Raw genomic sequence first — 20,130 nt, 5'->3', positions numbered from 1 at the left:
GACGGCAGAGCCGCCGCCCCGGCAGGTTCCTTTTTTCTCTCGCTTGATCCGGTTTTGCAGGGGTTCGGCCCCGTGCACCGTATCAGAGTTTATAGATCTCCTCCATAAACTGATCGAGGATGTTCTCCCCGGTCAGTTTGCGGACCGGCTGGCCGTGGACAAAGAGCAGGGCCTCGCCCTTGCCCCCCGCGATGCCGATGTCGGCTTCCCGGGCCTCGCCGGGGCCGTTGACCACGCAGCCCATGACGGCCACCTTGATGGATTTCTTATAGCCCCGCAGCCGCTTTTCCACCTCGTTGGCGATCTCGGTGCAGGGGTACTGGGTCCGGCCGCAGGTGGGGCAGGTGATGACCTCCGGCCCGCCCACCGGGAAGCCCACGGCCCGCAGGATGTTGAAGCCGGCTTCCACTTCTTTTTCCGGCTCGGCCGCCAGGGAGACCCGGATGGTGTCGCCGATGCCCTCCAGCAGCATCCCGCCGATGCCCATGCCGGATTTCAAAAGGCCCATCTGATAGGTGCCCGCCTCGGTGACCCCCACGTGGAGGGGGTAGTCGGTCTTTTCGCTCAGCTGGCGGTAGGCCTCCATCATCCGGGGGACGTTGGAGCTCTTGATGGAGATGACGGTATCGTAGAAATCGAACTTTTCCAGCAGCCGGACGTGGTAGAGGGCGCTCTCCACCATGGCCTCGGGCACCGCGGCGCCGTACTTGGCCAGGATGTGCTTTTCCAGGCTGCCGCCGTTGACCCCGATCCGGATGGGGATGTTATGGGCCCGGCAGGCCTCCACCACTTCTTTCACCCGGCTGTCATCCCCGATGTTGCCGGGGTTGATCCGGATCTTATCCACCCCCACGGCGGCGCAGGCCAGGGCGGCCCGGTAGTCGAAGTGGATGTCCGCCACAATGGGGATGTTCACCGCGTTTTTCACCGCCTCGATGCACTTGGCGTCCTCGGCGGTGGGGCAGGTCACCCGCAGAATCTGGCAGCCCGCGGCCTCGCACCGCTGGGCCTGGGCCACATTCCCGGCGATGTCCTCCACCGGCACGTTGAGCATGGTCTGGACGGCGATGGGGTGGTTGCCGCCGATGGTCAGGTTGCCGATTTTCACTTCCCGCTTGATTTGTCTCATGGTATTGCCCTCCTTTGGGCCTGTCAGAACCCGCCGCCAAACAGCCGCAGGATATCGTTATAGGTGGCAAAGATCATCAGCCCGAACAACAGCGCAAAGGTGGCCAGGGTCAGCGCCCCCTGCAATTTTTCGGGCACCGGGCGGCCGGTGATCCCCTGGATCAGCAAAAACACCAGCTTGCCGCCGTCCAGGGCCGGCACCGGCAGCAGATTGAAGATGCCCAGGTTGATGGTCAAAAGGGCCAGCAGTTCCAGCACATCCCCCAGCCCATAGCTGGCCGCCTGGCCGATGGCCGAGACGATGCCCACCGGGCCGGACAGGTCGTTGATGCTCTGCCGCCCCCGGGCCAGGTCGATGAGGGAGGTAAAGACGATCCGCCCATAGTACAGCTCGCTGTTCCAGGCTTCTTTCAATACGTTGAGGGGGGTCTTTTCGATGCCGTAGACCACAAAGCCGATGTCCATATAGGCCCCGTTCTCGGTCTCGCGGACGTCGAACTGCACCGCCGGCAGCTCCACCAGCGCGCCGTCCCGCCGGACGGTGATCTCCGCCTGGTGGGACTCGGTGCGGGCCAGCTCGTAGAGGATGTCGTTGGCCACAAAGCACCGCCGCCCGTTGACGGCGACGATCTCGTCCCCCGCCTCAAGGCCGGTCTGGCCGCAGAGGGCCCCCTCGTCGATGCTGTAAATCACCCGGCTGGTGATTACCTCCTGCTGGGTGGCCACCACCAGCACCAGCACCACAAAGCCCAGCACAAAGTTCATGATGGCGCCCGCCGCCATAATGGCCATCTGCTTCCAGACCGCCACCTGGTTCAGGGGAACGCCGGTGCGCAGCTCGGGGGGGATGGGGTTTTCCTCTTCTTCCTCCTCGTCCGGGTCCCCGGCGCTCTGGGCCTGCTGGCTCTCGGGGCTCACCTCGCCCTCCAGGGCCACATAGCCGCCCACCGGCAAAAGCCGGAGGCTGTACTGGGTGCCGCCCACAATCTTGCGGAACAAAAGCGGGCCCATACCGATGGCGAACTCGTTCACCTGCACCCCGCTGAGCTTCGCCACAAAGAAATGGCCGAACTCGTGGATCGCAATCACCGCGCCGAACACCAGCACCGCCGCGATCAAGGTAATCAAAACTGACATAAACTCTCCCGGTTTCTATCTGGATTTTTGGGATTTTATTTAGAGGTGGCTGCGGACGTACTCCCGGGCCATCCGGTCGCAGGCGTAGACGTCCGCCAGGGTGTAGTCCCCGCCGAAACGGTCGCTGTCCACCACCGCTTCCACCAGGCGGCCAATGTCCAAAAAGCCGATCTTATCCTGGAGGAAGAGTTTCACCGCCTCCTCGTTGGCGCCGTTGGCCGCACAGGGCCCAAGGCCCCCCTTGGCGATGGCCTTCTTGCAGGCCGCCAGGCAGCGGAAGGTCTCCTCGTCCGCCACGTCGAAGGTCAGGACTTTCAATGCGGCAAAGTCCAGCTCGGGGGCCACAGGGCCGCCCCGCTCGGGCCAGGTCAGGGCGTACTGGATGGGGATCCGCATATCGGGCACCCCCAGTTGGGCCAGGACCGAGTTGTCGCTGAACTGCACCGCCGAGTGGATGACGCTCTGGCGCTGGACCACGATCTGGATCTTCTCGGGGGGCAGCCCGAAGAGCCAGACCGCCTCGATGAGCTCCAGGCCCTTGTTCATCAGGGTAGCGCTGTCGATGGTGATCTTGGCCCCCATGTTCCAGTTGGGGTGGCGGAGGGCGTCCTCCTTCTTTTTGCCCGCCAGCTCGGGGGCCTTCATCCCAAAGAAAGGCCCGCCCGAGGCGGTCAGCAGGATCTTTTTGAGAGTTTTGGCGCTGTGGGCGTCCTGCAAACACTGGAAGATGGCCGAGTGTTCGCTGTCCACCGGCAGCAGATGGACCCCATGCCGGGCCACCGCCTGGGTCACCAGGTGGCCGCCGGTGACCAGGCTCTCCTTGTTGGCCAGGGCCAGGTCGTGGCCGCTCTCGATGGCCGCCAGGCTGGCCCCCAGCCCCGCGATGCCCACCACGCTGTTCAGGACCACGTCCGGCCCATCCAGCCCGGCCAGGGTCACCAGGCCCTCGGGGCCCCGGAGCAGCCGGGGAGCATCCGCCCGGCCCGCCAGAGCGGCGTCCACCGCTTCGGCGGCCGCCGGGTCGGTGACGCAGACGTATTTCGGGTGGAATTCCTCGATCTGCTGCAAGAGAGATTCCACCCGGCTGTGGGCCGAAAGGCCGAACACCTCATACCCCTGGGCCCGGATCACGTCCAGGCTCTGGGTGCCGATGGAACCGGTGGAACCCAGCAGGGTGATTTTCTTTGCCATAGTCCTTCCCCTTCCTGCTTTTTTCTCAGCGGTAGAACACCGCAGTAATCACCATGGTTACAAAAGGAGCGATGAACATTACACTGTCGAACCGGTCCAGGATGCCGCCATGCCCCGGGAAAATGGTGCCATAGTCCTTGATGCCGCACTGGCGCTTGACCACGCTGGCGAACAGATCGCCGTAGATGCCCAGCACTGCCGCCACAATGCCCAAAAGGGCGATGATGACGAACATGGAGACGCCGATGTTGGACTGGGTGAAGATATCCATCCGGTCCGCCGCCACCGAGTAGATAATGGTGGCCGCCACCCCAAAGACCATGGTGCCCAGCACGCCGCCGATGGCGCCTTCCACCGTCTTTTTAGGGCTGACCACCGGGCAGAGCTTGTGTTTGCCGAAGGCCCGGCCCGCAAAATAGGCGCAGGTGTCCCCGCCCCAGGCGAAACAGAGGATCAGCAGGATGAAGAAGATGGCGTCGTAGCCGTACTCCTCCACCGGCAGCAGCATCTTGAGGAAGATTAGGGAGTAAAAGCAGAACATGATGATGCCGGAAAAAAGCGCCAGGCCGCTGACTTTCTGGTAGCTGACCACGCCGTTGCGCACCACCAGGTAAATGCTGTAAAACAGCACCAGCGCAAAGGTGCCCACCATCACCAGGCCCCGGGCGTGCTCATAGTTGGAGAGCATGATCAACAGGGTGTAGGGGATCAGCACCACATAGAGGGGCCAGTCGGCTTTTTCAAACCCGAGGGCGTTGTAGACCTCGTGCATCGCCAGCAGCGAGATGCCCGCCACCACCAGATTGAACACCAGGGTGTCAAAGGTGAACAGCACCAGCACCAGGACGACGATGCCCACCAGGGCAGTAATAATTCGTGTTTTCATCGTATCTTTGTTCCCTTCTTGATGTCCCCGGCCCACAAGACCGGCCGGGGCTGACCCCGCCGCACAGAAAGCGGGGCCGCTGTCAGATGCCGCCGAACCGGCGGGACCGGCGGTTAAACTCCTCGATGGCCGCGTCCAGATCGGCCCGGGTGAAGTCGGGCCAGAGGACGTCCATCTCCACCAGCTCGGAATAAGCCGCCTGCCAGAGCATGAAGTTGGACAGCCGCTTCTCCCCGCTGGGGCGGAGGATAAAGTCCGGGTCCTTCTGGCCGCGGGTGTACATCTCGCCGGCCATCATTTCCTCGGTGATGGCCTCGGGCGCGATCTCCCCTGCGGCAGCCCGGGCCGCCAGCTTCTGGGCCGCCCGGACAATCTCCTGCCGGCCGCCGTAGTTGATGGCGATGTTCAGCACCATGCCGGTTTTGTGGGCGGTGTTCTGCTCGATCTCGTCCATCAGCTGGCGGTGACGGGGCTCCAGCTCAGAGCGGTCCCCCAGAAAGACGATCCGGTTGTTCCGGTTTTTGTAGTCGAAGGCTTTGATCAGGTATTCCCCAAACAGCCGCATGATGGCCCCCACCTCCTCGGCGGGGCGCTTCCAGTTCTCGGTGGAAAATGCGTAGAAATAGACCGACGATACCCCCAGCTCATCGCAGTAGTCGGCGATGTCCTGAAAAACGGCGGCGCCTTTTTTGTGCCCGGCGGTGCGGGGCAGGCCCCGGCGCTTGGCCCAGCGGCCGTTGCCGTCCATGATGATGCCGATGGACAGCCCCCGGGCAAAGTCATTGGTGTGTGACATGGCGGTTCTCCTCTGGTGTATATGTACAAAACTCCGGCCTTGAAAAAAATGCCGCGCACCTTTCCTTAGCGCACGGCACTTTGTCTGTTGGCGCGGGGGATCAGACGGACATGATCTCCTTCTGCTTCTCCTCGACGGTCTTATCCACCAGCTTGATATACTTGTCGGTCAGCTTCTGGACATCCTCTTCCATGGTCTTCTGGGTGTCCTCGGTCAGCTCGCCGGCCTTCTTCATGGCCTTGGCCTTATCCATCGCGTCGCGGCGGATGTTGCGGATGGCCACCTTGGCCTCCTCGCCCATCTTGGAGACGTCCTTGGCCAGCTGCTTGCGGCGCTCCTCGTTGGGGGCCGGGAAGTTCAGCCGGATGGTCTGGCCGTCGTCGATGGGGTTGATGCCGATGTCGCTGGCCTGGATGGCCTTGCTGATCGGGCGCAGCAGCGAGCGGTCCCACGGGGTAATGGTCAGCACCCGGGCCTCGGACACGGCCACCGATGCCACCTGCTGGACGGGGGTGGGGGCGCCGTAGTAGTCCACCACAACCTTATCCAGAACGGCGGGGTTGGCGCGGCCTGCGCGCACAGCGGCCAGCTCGCGGTCCAGGTGGTCCACCGCACCCTTCATCTTGTCTTCAAAAACCTTAGTGTTGCTGCTCATTGTCCTGTCTCCTGTTCTTTTATTGAAATCTTATCGGCGCACAGGCGCGGCGGCCTGTGTCATTTGCGCAGGATGTTCTATTATATACGGGCCGGGGGGCCCTTTATACCGGGGGCTCAGCCCTCGTAGACCAGAGTGCCCACAGCCTCGCCCTGGACTGCGCGGGGAATGTTGTCCGGGTCGGCCAGGTCAAACACCAGGATGGGGAGCTTGTTCTCCCGGCAGAGGGTGGCGGCGGTGCCGTCCATCACCCCCAGCTGGTCCTCCAGCACCTTGGTGAAGGTCAGGGTCTCGTACTTCTTGGCGTCGGGGTACTTGTGGGGGTCCTTGTCGTAGACGCCGTCCACCATGGTCGCCTTGAACATGATATCCGCCGAAACTTCCACAGCGCGCAGGGCGGTGGCGGTGTCGGTGGAGAAGAAGGGGTTGCCGGTGCCGCCGCCAAAGATGGCGATCTTGCCGGCAGCCATGGCCTCCAGGGCGCCGTTCCGGGTAAAGGGCTGGGCCACCTGGGGCATGGTGATGGAGGTGAACACCTCGGTGGGCACCTCCAGCTGATTCAGCTTGTCCGAGACAGCCAGCGCGTTCATGACGGTCGCCAGCATGCCGATCTTATCGGCCAGGGTGCGCTCCATCTTGCCGCTGGAACGGCCGCGCCAGAAGTTGCCGCCGCCCACCACAATGCCGATCTCTGCGCCGAGATCGTGGGCTTTCTTCACGCCGAGGCAGATTGCCTCCATGGTCGGGTCATCAAAACCGGTGCCCTTCTCGCCGCCCAGCGCCTCGCCGCTGATCTTGAGCAGGATACGGTTATATTTCAGTCCCATCTATCAATACACCACCTGTTATAAAATCTGTTGGGCTTATTGTACAATAAAACGCCCCCAAAGTAAACAGGCAAAGCGCCGCCCGGCGGCGGGGAATGGCCCTTTGCCCGGGGAAATTTCTCTTGCGGCGAGCCAGCCCGGAAGGTTTCGGGGGGCGGTTATCGGGCGGCGTCTCCCCTGCCCGGCCGGCGCAGCGCCCGCAGGGCGGCTTTCTGCCCGGGGGTGATCCGGCGGCTCTCGCAGGCTTTCTGGATGGTTTTGTTGTGGACCCAGGGGCTCAGCCGCCCCTCAGCCAGGTAGGGCCAGACGGCTTCGGGCTGTTTGGCCAGGGCGGTGGCGAAATACCAAGCGATCATCATCTGGATATAGTATTCCTCCGACTGGACCGCCGCAACCAGCGCCGGATACTCGGGGCAAAAATCCTCGTCCAGAAAGTGCTGCATCAGCATCCCGATGCCATAGCGGACGGTGTAGGTCTGGTCCGAGGCCAGCCACCGGCGGATGGCGGGCAGCAGCCGGGCTTTCTCCCGCCGGAACACCGGCGGGGACATGCTGTCGCAGGTGGCCCAGTTGTCCACATAGGGCAGAAAGGCCTCCACCCCCGCCAGGGCGGCATCGAAATCCTTCTCCCGCTCCAGCAGAAAGGCGTGGAGGTTATTCTCTTCATAGTATGTATGGGGCAGCGCCCGGCAGAATTCCTCTGCCTCGGGGCTGCCCGCCAGGCTGCGGGCCAGCTGCCGCAGGATCGGCGTGCGCACCCCGATCACCCGCTGGGGCGGGAGGGTGGGGATCAATTTGCTCTGGAAGGCCTGATAGCCCGGGTCTTGCAGCGCCAGCAGCCGGGCGGTGATGGGGCTTTGATCTTGGGTCATGGGGTCGGCTCCTTTCTTATGGTAAGCGGGGCGCCAAAAGGCTCTTGGACAAAAAGCGCCCGTTTTCCCTCTGGACATTCCGCCGGGGGTGTGGTATAATATCTTTCGCAAATGCGGGTATAGTACATCGGCTAGTATAACAGCCTTCCAAGCTGTGGAGGTCGGTTCGATTCCGATTACCCGCTCCAAACATAAGCCGCCTGAAGACGTAGGTTTTCAGGCGGCTTTCTTTTTGCCATGCCGCATTTTGTAACCCACTTGTAACGGATCGGATTTTCGTATGCAAGATCGTTATTTTTTCTCCAAACCCTCCTCAAAATGTCTTTTAAATGCGTACAGCGCGCAAAAAATCAATTGATTTTTTAATCCAGAAGTGTAGAATATGGCCAGTTTGACTTTTTTATAACTAAGAAGGACATCTCGTTATGTCTAATTTTGAATCCCGCAGAAAGTTCCTGAAGCAGACCGGTCTGTCCCTGAGCGGCCTGGCCCTTTTCGGCCTGGCCGGCTGTTCTCAGTCTGCGGCCAGTTCCACCGCCGCCTCGGTTGCAGCATCCTCTGAGGCTGCTGCCTCTGCTGCTCCTGTGGAAGCTGAGATCCCGGCTCATCCCTATCCGTCCTGTGAGTTCGACCTGGACCGCGTGGAGCAGCTGGGCTATGAGAGCTTCCAGCAGAACGGCTGCTGCTTCGGCGTGGCCAACGCTCTGCTGACCGAGCTGAAGGAGAAGGTCGGCTTCCCCTACACCGCCATCCCCGCCGAGATGTTCATCAACGGCAAGGCCGGTTACGGTGCCGGCACCCTCTGCGGCTCTCTGGGCGGTGCATCGGCCATCATCGGCCTGATGTGCGAGCCCGCGGATGCTTCTGCCATCACCAAGGAGCTGTTCAGCTGGTACACCTCCACCAACCTGCCCATCTACCAGCCCGAGATCCAGACCGACGTCTCCACCGTCGCCAAGACCGTGAACTGCGCTGACAGCGTCACCGCCTTTATGACGGCTGCCGGCATCGCCGAGATGAGCGATCCCCGCCGTCTGGCCCGCTGCGGCGGTGTCACCGCCGACGTGGCCAAGAAAACCGCCGAGCTGCTGAACATCCACTTCGGCTACATGGAGGCCGCCCCGGTTGAGAACACCGTCGAGGAGACTCTGGCCGACAACGAGTACATCGGCGAGGGCAACGGCTTTGGCGGCCCCATCAAGGTCAAGGTCACCATGGACGGCGACAAGATCAGCAAGATCGAGGTTCTGTCCCACAGCGAGACCGCCGGTGTCTGCGATCCCGCCTTTGAGACCATTCCCGATGCCATCATCAAGGCCCAGTCCACCGAGGTGGATGCAGCCGCTGGCGCAACCTTCTCCAGCAAGGGCATCATCGAGGCTGTGAACGACGCCCTCTCCAAGGTGGTCAAGTAATCGCCCGCCCCTTTTCTCCCAAGAAAGAACAATCCGCATCTCTCCTGAGCCGTCCGGCCGGAGGGATGCGGATTTTTTTGATAAAACCGGCCGGCTTTTCTTTATAGGTATAAAAAGGCAAAACCGGCCGTTCGCTGGTAACTCAGCGGTCCCACTTCTCGCACAGGGCGGTGATCTGGTCGGCGAACTTGGCCAGGTCCTTGTTGGCGCCGCCCCGGTTGTGCTCGATGACCTGCATCAGGCGGCGGCCCGCGTTGACCAGCCGCTGGAACACCGTCTCGGACCGGGTGAGGGGCACCGACGGAGCACGGTGGGTGATCCGGGTGCGGTTGCCCTCTTCCAGGCAGACCTCACCGTCTGCACCCAGAGCCCACTCGGCGCCGTTGTAGGGCGCGCAGGCCGTGAAGCCCCGCTGCTGCAAGGTCTCGACGAAATTGTTCTCCACCTCGTCGTCGCCGTGGACCACAAACACCCGCCGGGGCTTGGGGTCGAAGGATTCCACCCACCGCAGCAGGCCGTTGACGTCGGCGTGGCCGGACAGGCCGGTCATCTGGCAGATCTCGGCCTGGACGTCGATCTCCTCCCCGAACAGCTTGACCTGGGCGGCCCCTTCCAGCAGGGTACGGCCCAGAGAACCCACCGCCTGGTAGCCCACAAAGAGGATGGAGCACTCCTTCCGCCAGAGGTTATGCTTCAGGTGGTGGCGGATGCGGCCCGCGTCGCACATGCCGCTGGCCGAAAGGATCACCTTGGGGGTCATATCGCTGTTGATGATCCGGGACTCCTCGCTGGTCACGCTGACCCGCAGCCCCGGGAAGCTGATGGGGTCGTCCCCCGAATCCAGAACCGCCCGGGTCTCGGCGTCGAAGCAGTCCTCGGAGCAGTTGCGGAAGATGTGGGTGGCCTCAATGGCCAGGGGGCTGTCGATGTACACCGGGAAATTGTGGTGGCCCTTGACCAGGCCCTTTTCCTTGATTTCCCGGATGAAATAGAGCAGCTCCTGGGTGCGGCCCACGGCGAAGCTGGGGATCACCACGTTGCCGCCCCGGTCAAAGGTGCGCTGCAAGACCGCCGTCAGCTCGGCGATGTAATCCGGCCGGGGCGGATGCTCCCGGTCGCCGTAGGTGGACTCCATCACCACATAGTCGGCCTCGGAGAGATAGGTGGGGTCCTTGAGGATGGGCTGGTTCAAGTTGCCGATATCTCCTGAAAAGACCAGCTTGGTGGTCTGGCCCCTCTCGGTGACCCAGACCTCGATGCTGGCCGAACCCAGCAGGTGGCCCACGTCGGTGAACCGCACTTCCAGCCCCGGGGCGATCTCCCGCCGCTGGTTGTACTCCACCCCCACGAACAATTCCATGGCGGCCTCGGCGTCGGCGATGGTGTAATCCGGCTCGATCAGGGGCGCACCGGCCCGGCGGGCCTTGCGGTTTTTCCACTCGGCCTCGCTCTCCTGGATGTGGGCCGAGTCCCGCAGCATGATGCTGCACAGCTGACGGGTGGGCCGGGTGGCATAGATCCTGCCGTGGAAACCCTGCTTCACCAGCAGGGGCAGATGGCCGGTGTGATCGATGTGGGCGTGGGTGACCAGTACGCCGTCGATTTCCCCCGGGGCCACCGGCAGGGGCTGGTTTTCGTAGTTGTCCTTGCCCTGCTCCATGCCGCAGTCGATCAAAAAGCGCAGGCCCGCGGTTTCCAGCAGGGTACAGCTGCCGGTGACCTCGTGGTTGGCGCCTAAAAAGGTCAGCTTCATAATCTGTTGCACCTCCATCTGCCGCCCGGCGGCGCCAAAGGGCCCGCCGGGGGAATTTCTGACCCCAGTATATCATACTTTCAGGCGGTCAAATCGCCGAAAGAGCGGAAAAATTTTTATACAATCTTGACAAACCCCCAGGGAATGATTTAAACTAAATCAGTTGTTATACAGTTCTATTCTCAGCCGACGAATAGATGGGAAAATAGAAAGGTTGAATTTTATGGTTCGTAACGATTTGCGCAACGTAGCCATCATCGCCCACGTTGACCACGGCAAGACCACCCTGGTGGACGCGATGCTCCGCCAGAGCGGCGCGTTCCGTGATAACCAGGTGGTGGCTGAGCGCGTCATGGATAGCGGCGATATCGAGCGTGAGCGCGGCATCACCATTCTGGCCAAGAACTGCTCCTGCACCTACAAGGGCGTCAAGATCAACATCGTGGACACCCCGGGCCACGCCGACTTTGGCGGCGAGGTGGAGCGTGTTCTGAAGATGGTCAACGGCGTTCTGCTGCTGGTGGACGCCGCCGAGGGTTGCATGCCCCAGACCCGTTTCGTGCTCCAGAAAGCCCTCCAGCAGAATCTGAGCCTGGTGGTGGCCATCAACAAGATCGACCGCCCCGACGCCCGGATCAAAGAGGTCATCGACGAGGTTCTCTATCTGCTGATGGACCTGGGCGCCTCGAACGAGCAGCTGGACTGCCCCATGCTGTTCTGCTGCGGCCGCGCCGGCACCGCCAGCCTGGACCCCGATGTGCCCGGCACTGACCTGGCCCCCCTGTTTGACACCCTGCTGAGCGCCGTCCGTCCCCCCGAGGGCGACCCCGACGCACCTTTCCAGATGCTCTGCTCCTCGGTGGACTACAACGACTTTGTGGGCCGCATCGGCATTGGCCGGATTCAGAACGGCACCTGCAAGGTGGGCGACGAGGTGCAGGTCTGCGACTGGCACAACCCCGATCTGAAGATGAAGGGCCGCCTGACCAAGCTCTACGACTTCCAGGCCAACGGCCGCGTCCCCTGCGACAGCATTACTGCCGGCGACATCGTGGCCTTCTCGGGCCTGCCCGATGTGACCATCGGCAACACCCTCTGCTCCCCCGCCAAGGTGGAGCCTCTGCCCTTCCTGAAGATCAACGACCCCACCGTCGAGATGACCTTCTCGGTCAACGACAGCCCCCTGGCCGGCCGTGAGGGCAAGTACGTCACCAGCCGCCAGATTCGCGACCGGCTCCAGAAGGAGCTGCTGAAGGACGTGGCGCTGAAGGTGGAGGACTCCGCCACCACCGATTCTTTCCGGGTCATGGGCCGCGGCGAGATGCACCTGTCTATCCTGATCGAGACCATGCGCCGCGAAGGCTACGAGCTGCAGGTTTCTCCCCCCCACGTCCTGACCAAGGTCATCGACGGCAAGACCTACGAGCCCATGGAGCAGGTGGTCATCGACGTGCCCACCCAGTACCAGGGCGCGGTCATGACCGGTCTGGGCCAGCGCAAGGCCATCCTCCAGCAGATGGACGCTCTGGGCGATACCCGGGTCCGTCTGGTGTTCCGGATGCCCAGCCGCGGCCTGTTCGGCTACCGCAACCAGTTCCTGACCGACACCCACGGCGAGGGCGTCATCAACCAGATCTTTGACGGTTACGACGTCTGGGCCGGCATGATCGCCAACCGCTCCACCGGTTCTCTGGTGAGCTTCGAGACCGGCGAGTCGGTCACCTACGGCCTGTTCAACGCCCAGCAGCGCGGTACCCTGCTGATCGGCCCCGGCGAGAAGGTCTACGAGGGCATGGTCATCGGCTACACCCCCACCGGTGAGGATGTGGACGTCAACATCTGCAAGACCAAGCACCTGACCAACACCCGCGCTTCCGGCTCGGACGATGCGCTCCACCTGGTGCCCATCAGCCGGCTGAGCCTGGAGGGGTGCCTTGAGTTCCTGGCCCCGGACGAGCTGCTGGAGGTCACCCCCAAGAGCCTGCGCATCCGCAAGCAGATCCTGAACCACGAGCAGCGGATGAAGGCCCGCAGCAAGAACAAGTAAAAAGATTCCATATACAAAGAGCCGCCAGGTTCCCCGCAGAAGGGAGCCCGGCGGCTTTTCTTTTTGTACAGCAGCCGAAAACAGCTCTATCTAACGCCACCCCCGGTCATCCCCCCGTGGACAGAAAGCAGAGCCTAAAGGCTAGAATGGGGGGTATGGGGGCGATAGCCCCCATACATCTAAGAGGGCGGGTGGGTGGGTTTTAAATAATCATTTTGCGTAGTCGCTGCCCGCGGTCCAAGGACTATCGGCCGAATAGAGGGTATGGCTCCGCAGATAGTTGACCCAGGCGCCGTAGCCGTTGCCCGCCGACAGGTGAACCCCATCCGGCGCGGCGCAGACCTCTTTCAGGTTGCCCTGGGCGTCGGCCAGGGTCTCCCACAGGTCGAGATAGACACAGCCCTTGGAGTCGGCCAGCTGGGCCAGCTGCTCATTCACCGCCCGCAGGCGGTCGCTGGCCAGGCCCGGCTTCTCGGCGGCAGCCTCCGGCCGCACCGGCGGGATGGACTGGACGTAGATCACACAGTCTTCCCCCAGGGCCGCCCGCAGTTCGTCCAGCATCATGCCGTAGTAGGCCAGGAACTTTTCCTCCGCGCCCACGGTGGTCAGGGTGTTGGTGCCCAGCAGGATATACAGCTTTTTGGGCTGGGCGGCGGCCAGCACATCCAGCGCCACCTCCTGCCCCCGGGTGGGATGGGTAACGGCGCTCCGGTTGGCGATGGCATCCGGCCCGACGCCGATGTAGCCGCAGATCAGCGCCCCCGAGAGGTTGATGCTGTAATCCTCAAAGCCCACCGTCAGACTGTCGCCCAAAAAGGCCGCGTCGGCAAAATAGCTCAGATCCACCTGGCCGCAGGCGGGCTGGCGAATCACGCTGCTGTCATAGGCCAGCACACTGTATCCCCCGGCGGTCTGCTGCACCGGCCCAAAGACCCCGGCCTCCACGCCGCTGCCCGAGGACGACCCGCCGCCCTGCATGGGCAGCGGCGCCAGGATGCCCTCCACCACCCCGCTGGGGGTGTAAACCGGGGGCGCGGCCTCCTGGGCCTGGCCCCCCTCCAGAATGGCCGTAATGGCCAGGGATACCACCAGGATGCCGGCGATGCAGCCCGCCACCCGCAGTTTTTTATAAATGCTCCCCTGCCGCGGCCGGCGGCGGGAGGAGCGGTAATCCTGAGAAATGCCCATTGTCTGTTTAAAATCTCCCTGTGTTCAGTCTCCGGCCCGCCCCGCAAACGCCGCCGGACGGGTGTACCCCGATTCTATCATATTTTCCCCCCTGCTGCAACCGATTGGGGGTTGCATACAAGGGCCGAAACAGGTACAATAAATTTGGTATGGCTTTTTACAGTGTTCCCTGAAATTCAGCGGTTTTCGATTCGGTTTTTCCCCGGCCGTGCCGGTATGTTTTTTCAGGATGAGAAGGAGGTTTTTTCCCATGGCGAAAAATGTAATTGTCGGCCAGAGCGGCGGCCCCACTGCGGTGATCAACTCGAGTCTTGCCGGCGTCTACAAGACGGCCCGCAGCCTGGGGGCCGATACGGTCTACGGCATGAAATACGGCATCGAGGGTCTGCTCAAAGAAGAGATGGTGGACCTGGATGAGCTTCTGGACGACCGGATGAGCATTGAACTGCTCAAGCGCACCCCCTCCAGCTATCTGGGCAGCTGCCGCTACAAGCTGCCCGACCCCGACACCGACAGCGCCCCCTTTGTCAAGCTGTTCAACCTGTTTGACAAATACGACATCTGCGCCGTGTTCTACATCGGCGGCAACGACTCCATGGATACCATCGCCAAGCTCAGCCGCTATGCGGCCCGGGTGGGCAGCAGCGTCCGGTTCATCGGCGTGCCCAAGACCATCGACAACGACCTCTGCCTGACCGACCACACCCCCGGTTACGGCTCGGCGGCCAAATATATCGCCACCATCCTGAAAGAGGTCATCCGGGATTCCTCGGTCTACAACCTGCGGAGCGTCACGGTGGCCGAGATCATGGGCCGCCACGCGGGCTGGCTGGCAGGCGCCGCCTGCCTGGCGGCGGGCGAGGACTGCGAGGGCCCCGACCTGATCCTGCTGCCCGAGGTGCCCTTTGACGAAGAGAAATTCCTGGCCCGGGTGGACGAGCTGCAGCAGCGCAAGCCCAATGTGATTATTGCCGCCAGCGAGGGCGTCAAAACCGCCGGCGGAGTCTACCTCTGCGACCTGGTCTCCACCGCAGGCCAGCTGGACGCTTTCGGCCACAAAGCCGTCCTCAGCGGCACCAGCCGGTATCTCTCCGAGCTGATCCACAAGCGGCTGAACTGCAAGAGCCGGGCCATTGAGTTCTCCACCCTCCAGCGGTGCGCCAGCCACCTGGCCAGCCGCACCGACGTCACCGAGGCTTACGCCGCCGGCGGCGCAGCCGCTGCGGCAGCCTTCGCGGGGGAGACCGGCCGGATGATCGCCCTCAAGCGGATCGGCAACACCCCCTATCAGTGCATCACCGAGTCGGTGGACGTCCAGCAGGTGGCCAACCTGGAAAAGAAGGTCCCCCTGGATTGGATCGCCCCCGACGGGATGCACGTCACTGCCGCCTTTGAGGAGTACGCCCGTCCCCTGATCCTGGACGAGCTGACCCCCATCTACGTCAACGGCACCCCCCGGCACGTCCATCTGTAAGTTTGTGATGTTCTCTCCCCTGCCCTTTCCGGGCGGGGGATTTTTGTTTGTGCTGAAACATAAAATCCCCTGGCAGAGTTGCGCTTGTGCGGCTCCGTCAGGGGGTTGAGGCTGTAAGATGTTTTATTATACGGTCATGGGCTCCCGGCCGGCCTGGTGGTCCAGCTGGGGTGCGCCGCCCGCGATCTGCTCCGCCGTCAGGGGGGCAGCCTCGGCCGGATTGGTCAGCCGCTCTTTGGCCACCGCCAGCATCAGCTTGATCCGGTTTTCCTGGTTGACCTTGGTGGCGCTGGGGTCGTAGTCGATGGGGGTGATGTTGGCCGCCGGGTACATGGCCCGGATCTTGTTGATCATCCCCTTGCCCACGATGTGGTTGGGCAGGCAGCCAAAGGGCTGGGCGCAGACGATGTTGCCGTAGCCGCCCTGGACCAGCTCGATCATCTCGGCGGTCAAAAGCCAGCCCTCGCCCATCTTGGCGCCCAGAGAGATCACACCTTTGGGCTTTTCGATCAGCTCCTTAAAGGGCCCCGGGGCGTAGAAGCCCGCGTCGGCGGTGGCTTTCAGCATGGCCCGCTCGATGCCGTCCAGGTAGTTCAGCAGCTGGTCGGTCACCAGCTTGGTGGTCAGCTTGCCGCCGTAGAGGGTGTGGTCCTCGCCCATGTTGAAGATGCAGTACTGGCAGAAGCCCATCAGACCGGGGAAGTTGACCTCGCAGTCCTGGCTCTCCAAAAACTTCTGCAAATCGTTGTTGCCCAGGGGGCTGTATTTGACGTAGATCTCGCCCACGACGCCCACCTTGACCTTGGGCACCCGGGTTACCGGAATGGTGGCGAATTCCTTGGCGATCAGGGGGAAGGTGTGCTTCATCTCCCGGGCGGTATAGCCCTTGTCGGCCAGGATCACCCGGCCCAGCCGCTCCACCCAGCGGTCCACCATCCGGTCAGCCGCACCGGGCTCGTTCTCGTAAGGGGCGATCTGGTTGCGCAGGGCCGACAGCATATCCCCGTAGAAGATGCAGGCCACCGCACGGCGGGCCAGGGGCAGGGTCATCTGGAAACCGCTGTCCTTTTCCAGGCCCGAGAAGTTCAGGCTGGCCACCGGGATCTGGGGGTAGCCCGCCTTGACCAGGGCCTTGCGCAGCAGGTGGATGTAGTTGGAAGCCCGGCAGCCGCCGCCCGTCTGGGTGATCAGCAGGGCGGTGTGGTCCAGGTCGTATTTGCCGCTGTTCAGGGCGTCCAAAAACTGGCCGATGACCAGCAGCGCCGGGTAACAGGTGTCGTTGTGGACGTATTTCAGCCCCAGCTGGGCCACGGCGCTGCCGCAGTTGCCCAGGATCTCGCACTTATAGCCGTCGAACTCCAGCGCGTACTTCAAAAGCCGGAACTGGGTCACCGCCATGTTGGGGATCAGAATGGTGTGGGTGCGCTTCATCTCCGGGGTAAATTTGGGATATTGGTATTCCACGGTTTGCCTCCTATGTATCTCAGGCGTTGGTTGCCTGGCCCGCCTGCTCCCGCTTGAGCTCGTCCTTCTCGTCCAGGGCTGCGAACAGGCTGCGCAGGCGGATGTTCACCGCGCCCAGGTTGGTGATCTCGTCGATCTTGAGCTGGGTGTAGAGCTTGCCGCCCTCCTGCAGGATCTCCCGGGTCTCGTCGGTGGTGATGGCGTCCACGCCGCAGCCGAAGGACACCAGCTGCACCAGGTCCATATCCGGCTGGGTGGTGCAGTACTTGGCCGCCGCATACAGGCGGCTGTGGTAGGTCCACTGGTTCAGCACGCTGGTGGGGAACTTCTCCACCCGGTCGGAGATGCTGTCCTCGGTGACGACGGCTGCCCCGTGGCGGGTGATCAGCCGGTCGATGCCGTGGTTGACCTCCGGGTCCACATGGTAGGGCCGGCCCGCCAGGACGATGATCCGCTTGCCCTGCCGCCGGGCCTCGTCGATGATCTCGGCGCCCTTGGCCCGGATCTGGGCCATATGCCGGGCGTGCTCGGCGTAAGCGGCGTCGGCGGCCGCCTGCACTTCCTTCTGGCTGATGCCGCCGAAGTACTTGGGCAGGATCTCCTTGGCCATCTTATGCACAAAGTCCTTGGGCCGATGCACGCCCACATAGTCGCAGATGAACTTTTTGCCCGCCAGCTCGGGGCAGTTGCCCGCCAGAACCTCGGGATAATAGGCCACCACCGGGCAGTTGTAGTGGTTGTCCCCCAGCCCCTCGTCGAAGTTGTAGGTCAGGCAGGGGTAGAAGATGGCGTCCAGCTGCATCTCGCTCAGGGCCTTGATGTGGCCGTGGCTGAGCTTTGCCGGGAAACAGGCGGTGTCGCTGGGGATGGTGGCCTGGCCCGCCAGATAGAGCCCCCGGCTGGACACCGGGCTGACGTGGACCGCAAAGCCCAGGCTGGTCCAGAAGGCGTGCCAGAAGGGCAGCATCTCGTAGAAGTTGAGGCAGAGGGGGATGCCGATGGACCCCCGCTTGCCCGGCACCGGCTTATAGCTGGCCAGCAGCTCCTGCTTGTAGGCGTAGAGGTTGAGGGAGTTGTCCTCCCCCTTGCCGGTGACGGGCTTGTCGCACCGGTTGCCCGAAATGTACTTGCGCCCGTCGGCGAAGGTGCTGACGGTCAGCTGGCAGTGGTTGCCGCAGCCGCCGCACTTGACGCTGACCACCTTCTGCTCAAAGTCCTTGAGCTCCTGTTCGGTCATGATGGAGGAGGGTTTGCCGGTCAGGCGGCTCTGGCGCTGGCCGTAGAGGGCCGCGCCATAGGCGCCCATCAGGCCCGCGATGTCCGGGCGGATGACCTCCACCCCCATCTCCTTCTCGAAAGCGCGAAGGACGGCCTCGTTGTAGAAGGTGCCGCCCTGGACCACGATCCGGCGGCCCAGCTCCTCGGGGCTGGAAGCACGGATGACCTTGTACAGGGCGTTTTTCACTACGCTGATGGACAGGCCGGCGCTGATGTTCTCGATGCTGGCGCCGTCCTTCTGGGCCTGCTTGACCGAGCTGTTCATAAAGACGGTGCACCGGCTGCCCAGATCCACCGGGCGGTCGGCGAAGAGACCCAGGGCCGCAAACTCCTTGACGTCATAGCCCAGCGCCTGGGCGAAGGTCTGCAAAAAGCTGCCGCAGCCCGAAGAACAGGCCTCGTTCAGGAAGATGTTGCTGATGGCGCCGTCCTCGATCTTGAAGCACTTCATATCCTGGCCGCCGATGTCGATGATGAAATCCACATCCGGCATGAAGTATTTGGCCGCAGTAAAGTGGGCCACCGTCTCCACCAGGCCGTAGTCGCAGCGGAAGGCGTTCTTCACCAGATCCTCGCCGTAGCCGGTGGTGGTGACGCTGGCAATCTGCAAATTGGGGTGGCGGCTGTAAATCTTGAGCAGCTGCTCCCGGATCAGGGGCAGCGGGTTGCCCAGGTTGGGCTGGTAGTTGGTGTAGAGGATCCGGCTCTCCTCGTCCACCACCACCAGCTTAACGGTGGTGGAACCCGAGTCGATGCCGATGTGCACCGGGCCGCAGTGGGCGCCGAAGGGCACGCAGGGCACGCTGTGGGCCAGGTGCCGGGCGTGGAACGCCTCGTACTCCTCCTTGTTGGCGAAGAGGGGCGGCTCGCTGGCATAGGTGGCGGTGGCGGCGTAGCGGTCCAGGGCGGCGGCCACCTCCGAGAGGTTAAACGCCTTGTCCGCATAGAGGGCCGCGCCCAGCGCCACATAGAGTAGGCTGTTCTCGGGGCAGGTGCCCGTCACCCCCAGCGCCTCGTCGAAGCTCTTGCGGAGCACCGAGCTGAAGGTCAGCGGCCCGCCCAGATACAGGATGTTGCCCTGGATGGGGCGGCCCTGGGCCAGGCCCGCGATGGTCTGGCTGACCACCGCTTTATAAATACTGGCGGCGATGTCCTCGGCCCGGGCGCCCTGGTTGATCAGGGGCTGGACGTCGCTCTTGGCGAACACGCCGCACCGGGAGGCGATGGTGTAGGTCCGCTGGGCTTTTTCGGCGGCGGCGTTCATCTCGTCGGCCCCCATCTTGAGCAGGGTGGCCATCTGGTCGATGAAGGCGCCGGTGCCGCCGGCACAGCTGCCGTTCATCCGCACCTCGGTGCCGTTTGTCAAAAAGAGGATCTTGGCGTCCTCGCCGCCCAGCTCGATGACGCAGTCGGTCTGGGGCACAAACCGCTTGACCGCCACCCGGGTGGAGAACACCTCCTGCACAAAGGGCACGCCGCAGCTGTCCGCCAGGCCCATGCCCGCCGAGCCCGAAATGCTCAGCAGCGCCTCCTGGCCGTGGAGCTGCTCGGCGTCGATCCGGCGCAGAAGCTCCTGCGCCTTTTCCAGAATATGGCTGTAATGCCGCTCGTAGGTCGAGTATATAAGGCTGTCGTGTTCATCCAGCACGGCGCATTTGATGGTCGTGCTGCCGATATCAAGACCAACTCTCAATGTTTTGTCCTCCTGATTCGACTTGCGCTTGGGGTACGCTCCGATTAATTTTTATGCGGTTTTAATTTGTTAGATAACAAACAGGTTAGTCCTTCCATAGACGGTTTAATTATACTTCAATTTGATGAAAGATTCAATCCGACGCCCCGAATTTGCTCGAAAGAGATAAGAATTTGCCCCAGGCGAGAAAAATATTTTGTGCAGAAAGCTAGACGCAGCATCGTGATTCTTTTTCCCGCCGCGCCATCAGCCGCTCCGGGCCCAGGCGTTGCGGCGGCCGCAAAGAAGCCCAAAACCGGGCCAGCGACACATTTTGACGCATTTTT

At 62.7% G+C, this 20,130-nt stretch carries 15 protein-coding genes and 1 tRNA gene; 4 read left to right on the top strand and 12 right to left on the bottom strand.

From position 1 onward, the window contains the following. Nucleotides 1-82: 82 nt before the first annotated feature. The 8 genes from ispG to JCM17207_RS08200 all read right to left on the bottom strand — a co-directional run bounded on the left by ispG (nt 83) and on the right by JCM17207_RS08200 (nt 7,492). Nucleotides 83-1,129: a flavodoxin-dependent (E)-4-hydroxy-3-methylbut-2-enyl-diphosphate synthase gene (gene ispG / locus JCM17207_RS08235; protein WP_238317131.1), complete on the bottom strand. Its 1,047-nt coding sequence runs from the start codon at nt 1,127-1,129 to the stop codon at nt 83-85. 23 nt (nt 1,130-1,152) lie between these two features. After that, nucleotides 1,153-2,265 (bottom strand): M50 family metallopeptidase, encoded by a 1,113-nt coding sequence (locus tag JCM17207_RS08230; protein WP_238317129.1) that lies wholly within the window; start codon nt 2,263-2,265, stop codon nt 1,153-1,155. 39 nt (nt 2,266-2,304) lie between these two features. Next, nucleotides 2,305-3,456 carry a 1-deoxy-D-xylulose-5-phosphate reductoisomerase gene (dxr, locus tag JCM17207_RS08225; RefSeq protein ID WP_238317127.1) on the bottom strand — a complete coding sequence of 384 codons (1,152 nt, stop codon included), beginning with the start codon at nt 3,454-3,456 and terminating at the stop codon, nt 2,305-2,307. Between the two features lie 25 nt (nt 3,457-3,481). Then, nucleotides 3,482-4,342: a phosphatidate cytidylyltransferase gene (locus JCM17207_RS08220; protein ID WP_238317125.1), complete on the bottom strand. Its 861-nt coding sequence runs from the start codon at nt 4,340-4,342 to the stop codon at nt 3,482-3,484. Nucleotides 4,343-4,424: 82 nt separating this feature from the next. Beyond that, entirely contained in the window at nt 4,425-5,138 is a 714-nt protein-coding gene (uppS, locus tag JCM17207_RS08215) for a polyprenyl diphosphate synthase (RefSeq protein WP_238317123.1), read from the bottom strand. Nucleotides 5,139-5,238: 100 nt separating this feature from the next. Continuing rightward, entirely contained in the window at nt 5,239-5,793 is a 555-nt protein-coding gene (gene frr, locus JCM17207_RS08210; RefSeq protein ID WP_238317121.1) for a ribosome recycling factor, read from the bottom strand. Between the two features lie 116 nt (nt 5,794-5,909). Then, complete coding sequence (pyrH, locus tag JCM17207_RS08205; RefSeq protein ID WP_238317120.1) at nt 5,910-6,620, bottom strand: UMP kinase; 711 nt, start codon at nt 6,618-6,620, stop codon at nt 5,910-5,912. 158 nt (nt 6,621-6,778) lie between these two features. Next, nucleotides 6,779-7,492: a DNA alkylation repair protein gene (locus tag JCM17207_RS08200; protein ID WP_238317118.1), complete on the bottom strand. Its 714-nt coding sequence runs from the start codon at nt 7,490-7,492 to the stop codon at nt 6,779-6,781. Nucleotides 7,493-7,605: 113 nt separating this feature from the next. Here JCM17207_RS08200 and JCM17207_RS08195 point away from each other — a divergent pair. Next, a tRNA-Gly gene (locus JCM17207_RS08195) sits at nt 7,606-7,680 on the top strand. Between the two features lie 237 nt (nt 7,681-7,917). Beyond that, complete coding sequence (locus tag JCM17207_RS08190) at nt 7,918-8,907, top strand: C-GCAxxG-C-C family (seleno)protein (protein ID WP_238317117.1); 990 nt, start codon at nt 7,918-7,920, stop codon at nt 8,905-8,907. A 142-nt stretch (nt 8,908-9,049) separates the two neighbouring features. Here the strand turns inward: JCM17207_RS08190 and JCM17207_RS08185 are convergent, their stop codons facing one another. Beyond that, entirely contained in the window at nt 9,050-10,660 is a 1,611-nt protein-coding gene (locus JCM17207_RS08185; protein ID WP_238317116.1) for an MBL fold metallo-hydrolase RNA specificity domain-containing protein, read from the bottom strand. 223 nt (nt 10,661-10,883) lie between these two features. Between JCM17207_RS08185 and typA the strand changes: the two genes are divergently transcribed. Beyond that, on the top strand, nt 10,884-12,707 hold the full coding sequence (typA, locus tag JCM17207_RS08180) for a translational GTPase TypA (RefSeq protein ID WP_238317114.1): 1,824 nt from the start codon (nt 10,884-10,886) through the stop codon (nt 12,705-12,707). A gap of 210 nt (nt 12,708-12,917) precedes the next feature. Here the strand turns inward: typA and JCM17207_RS08175 are convergent, their stop codons facing one another. Next, entirely contained in the window at nt 12,918-13,895 is a 978-nt protein-coding gene (locus JCM17207_RS08175; RefSeq protein WP_282449882.1) for a GDSL-type esterase/lipase family protein, read from the bottom strand. A 250-nt stretch (nt 13,896-14,145) separates the two neighbouring features. On the opposite strand from JCM17207_RS08175, the gene JCM17207_RS08170 reads away from it, so the two are divergent. Continuing rightward, a complete protein-coding gene (locus tag JCM17207_RS08170) occupies nt 14,146-15,369 on the top strand; it encodes a 6-phosphofructokinase (RefSeq protein ID WP_238317112.1) in 1,224 nt (407 codons plus the stop codon). 126 nt (nt 15,370-15,495) lie between these two features. Here JCM17207_RS08170 and JCM17207_RS13730 read toward each other — a convergent pair whose 3' ends face one another. After that, entirely contained in the window at nt 15,496-16,833 is a 1,338-nt protein-coding gene (locus JCM17207_RS13730; protein ID WP_282449881.1) for a 2-hydroxyacyl-CoA dehydratase, read from the bottom strand. 19 nt (nt 16,834-16,852) lie between these two features. Beyond that, nucleotides 16,853-19,804 carry an acyl-CoA dehydratase activase gene (locus tag JCM17207_RS08165; protein ID WP_282449880.1) on the bottom strand — a complete coding sequence of 984 codons (2,952 nt, stop codon included), beginning with the start codon at nt 19,802-19,804 and terminating at the stop codon, nt 16,853-16,855. Between the last annotated feature and the right edge of the window lie 326 nt (nt 19,805-20,130).

The sequence above is a fragment of the Faecalibacterium gallinarum genome (assembly GCF_022180365.1).
Classification (GTDB): domain Bacteria; phylum Bacillota; class Clostridia; order Oscillospirales; family Ruminococcaceae; genus Faecalibacterium; species Faecalibacterium gallinarum.
Note: the sequence above shows the minus strand (reverse complement) of the source record. Positions and strands in the feature narration are given on the sequence as shown.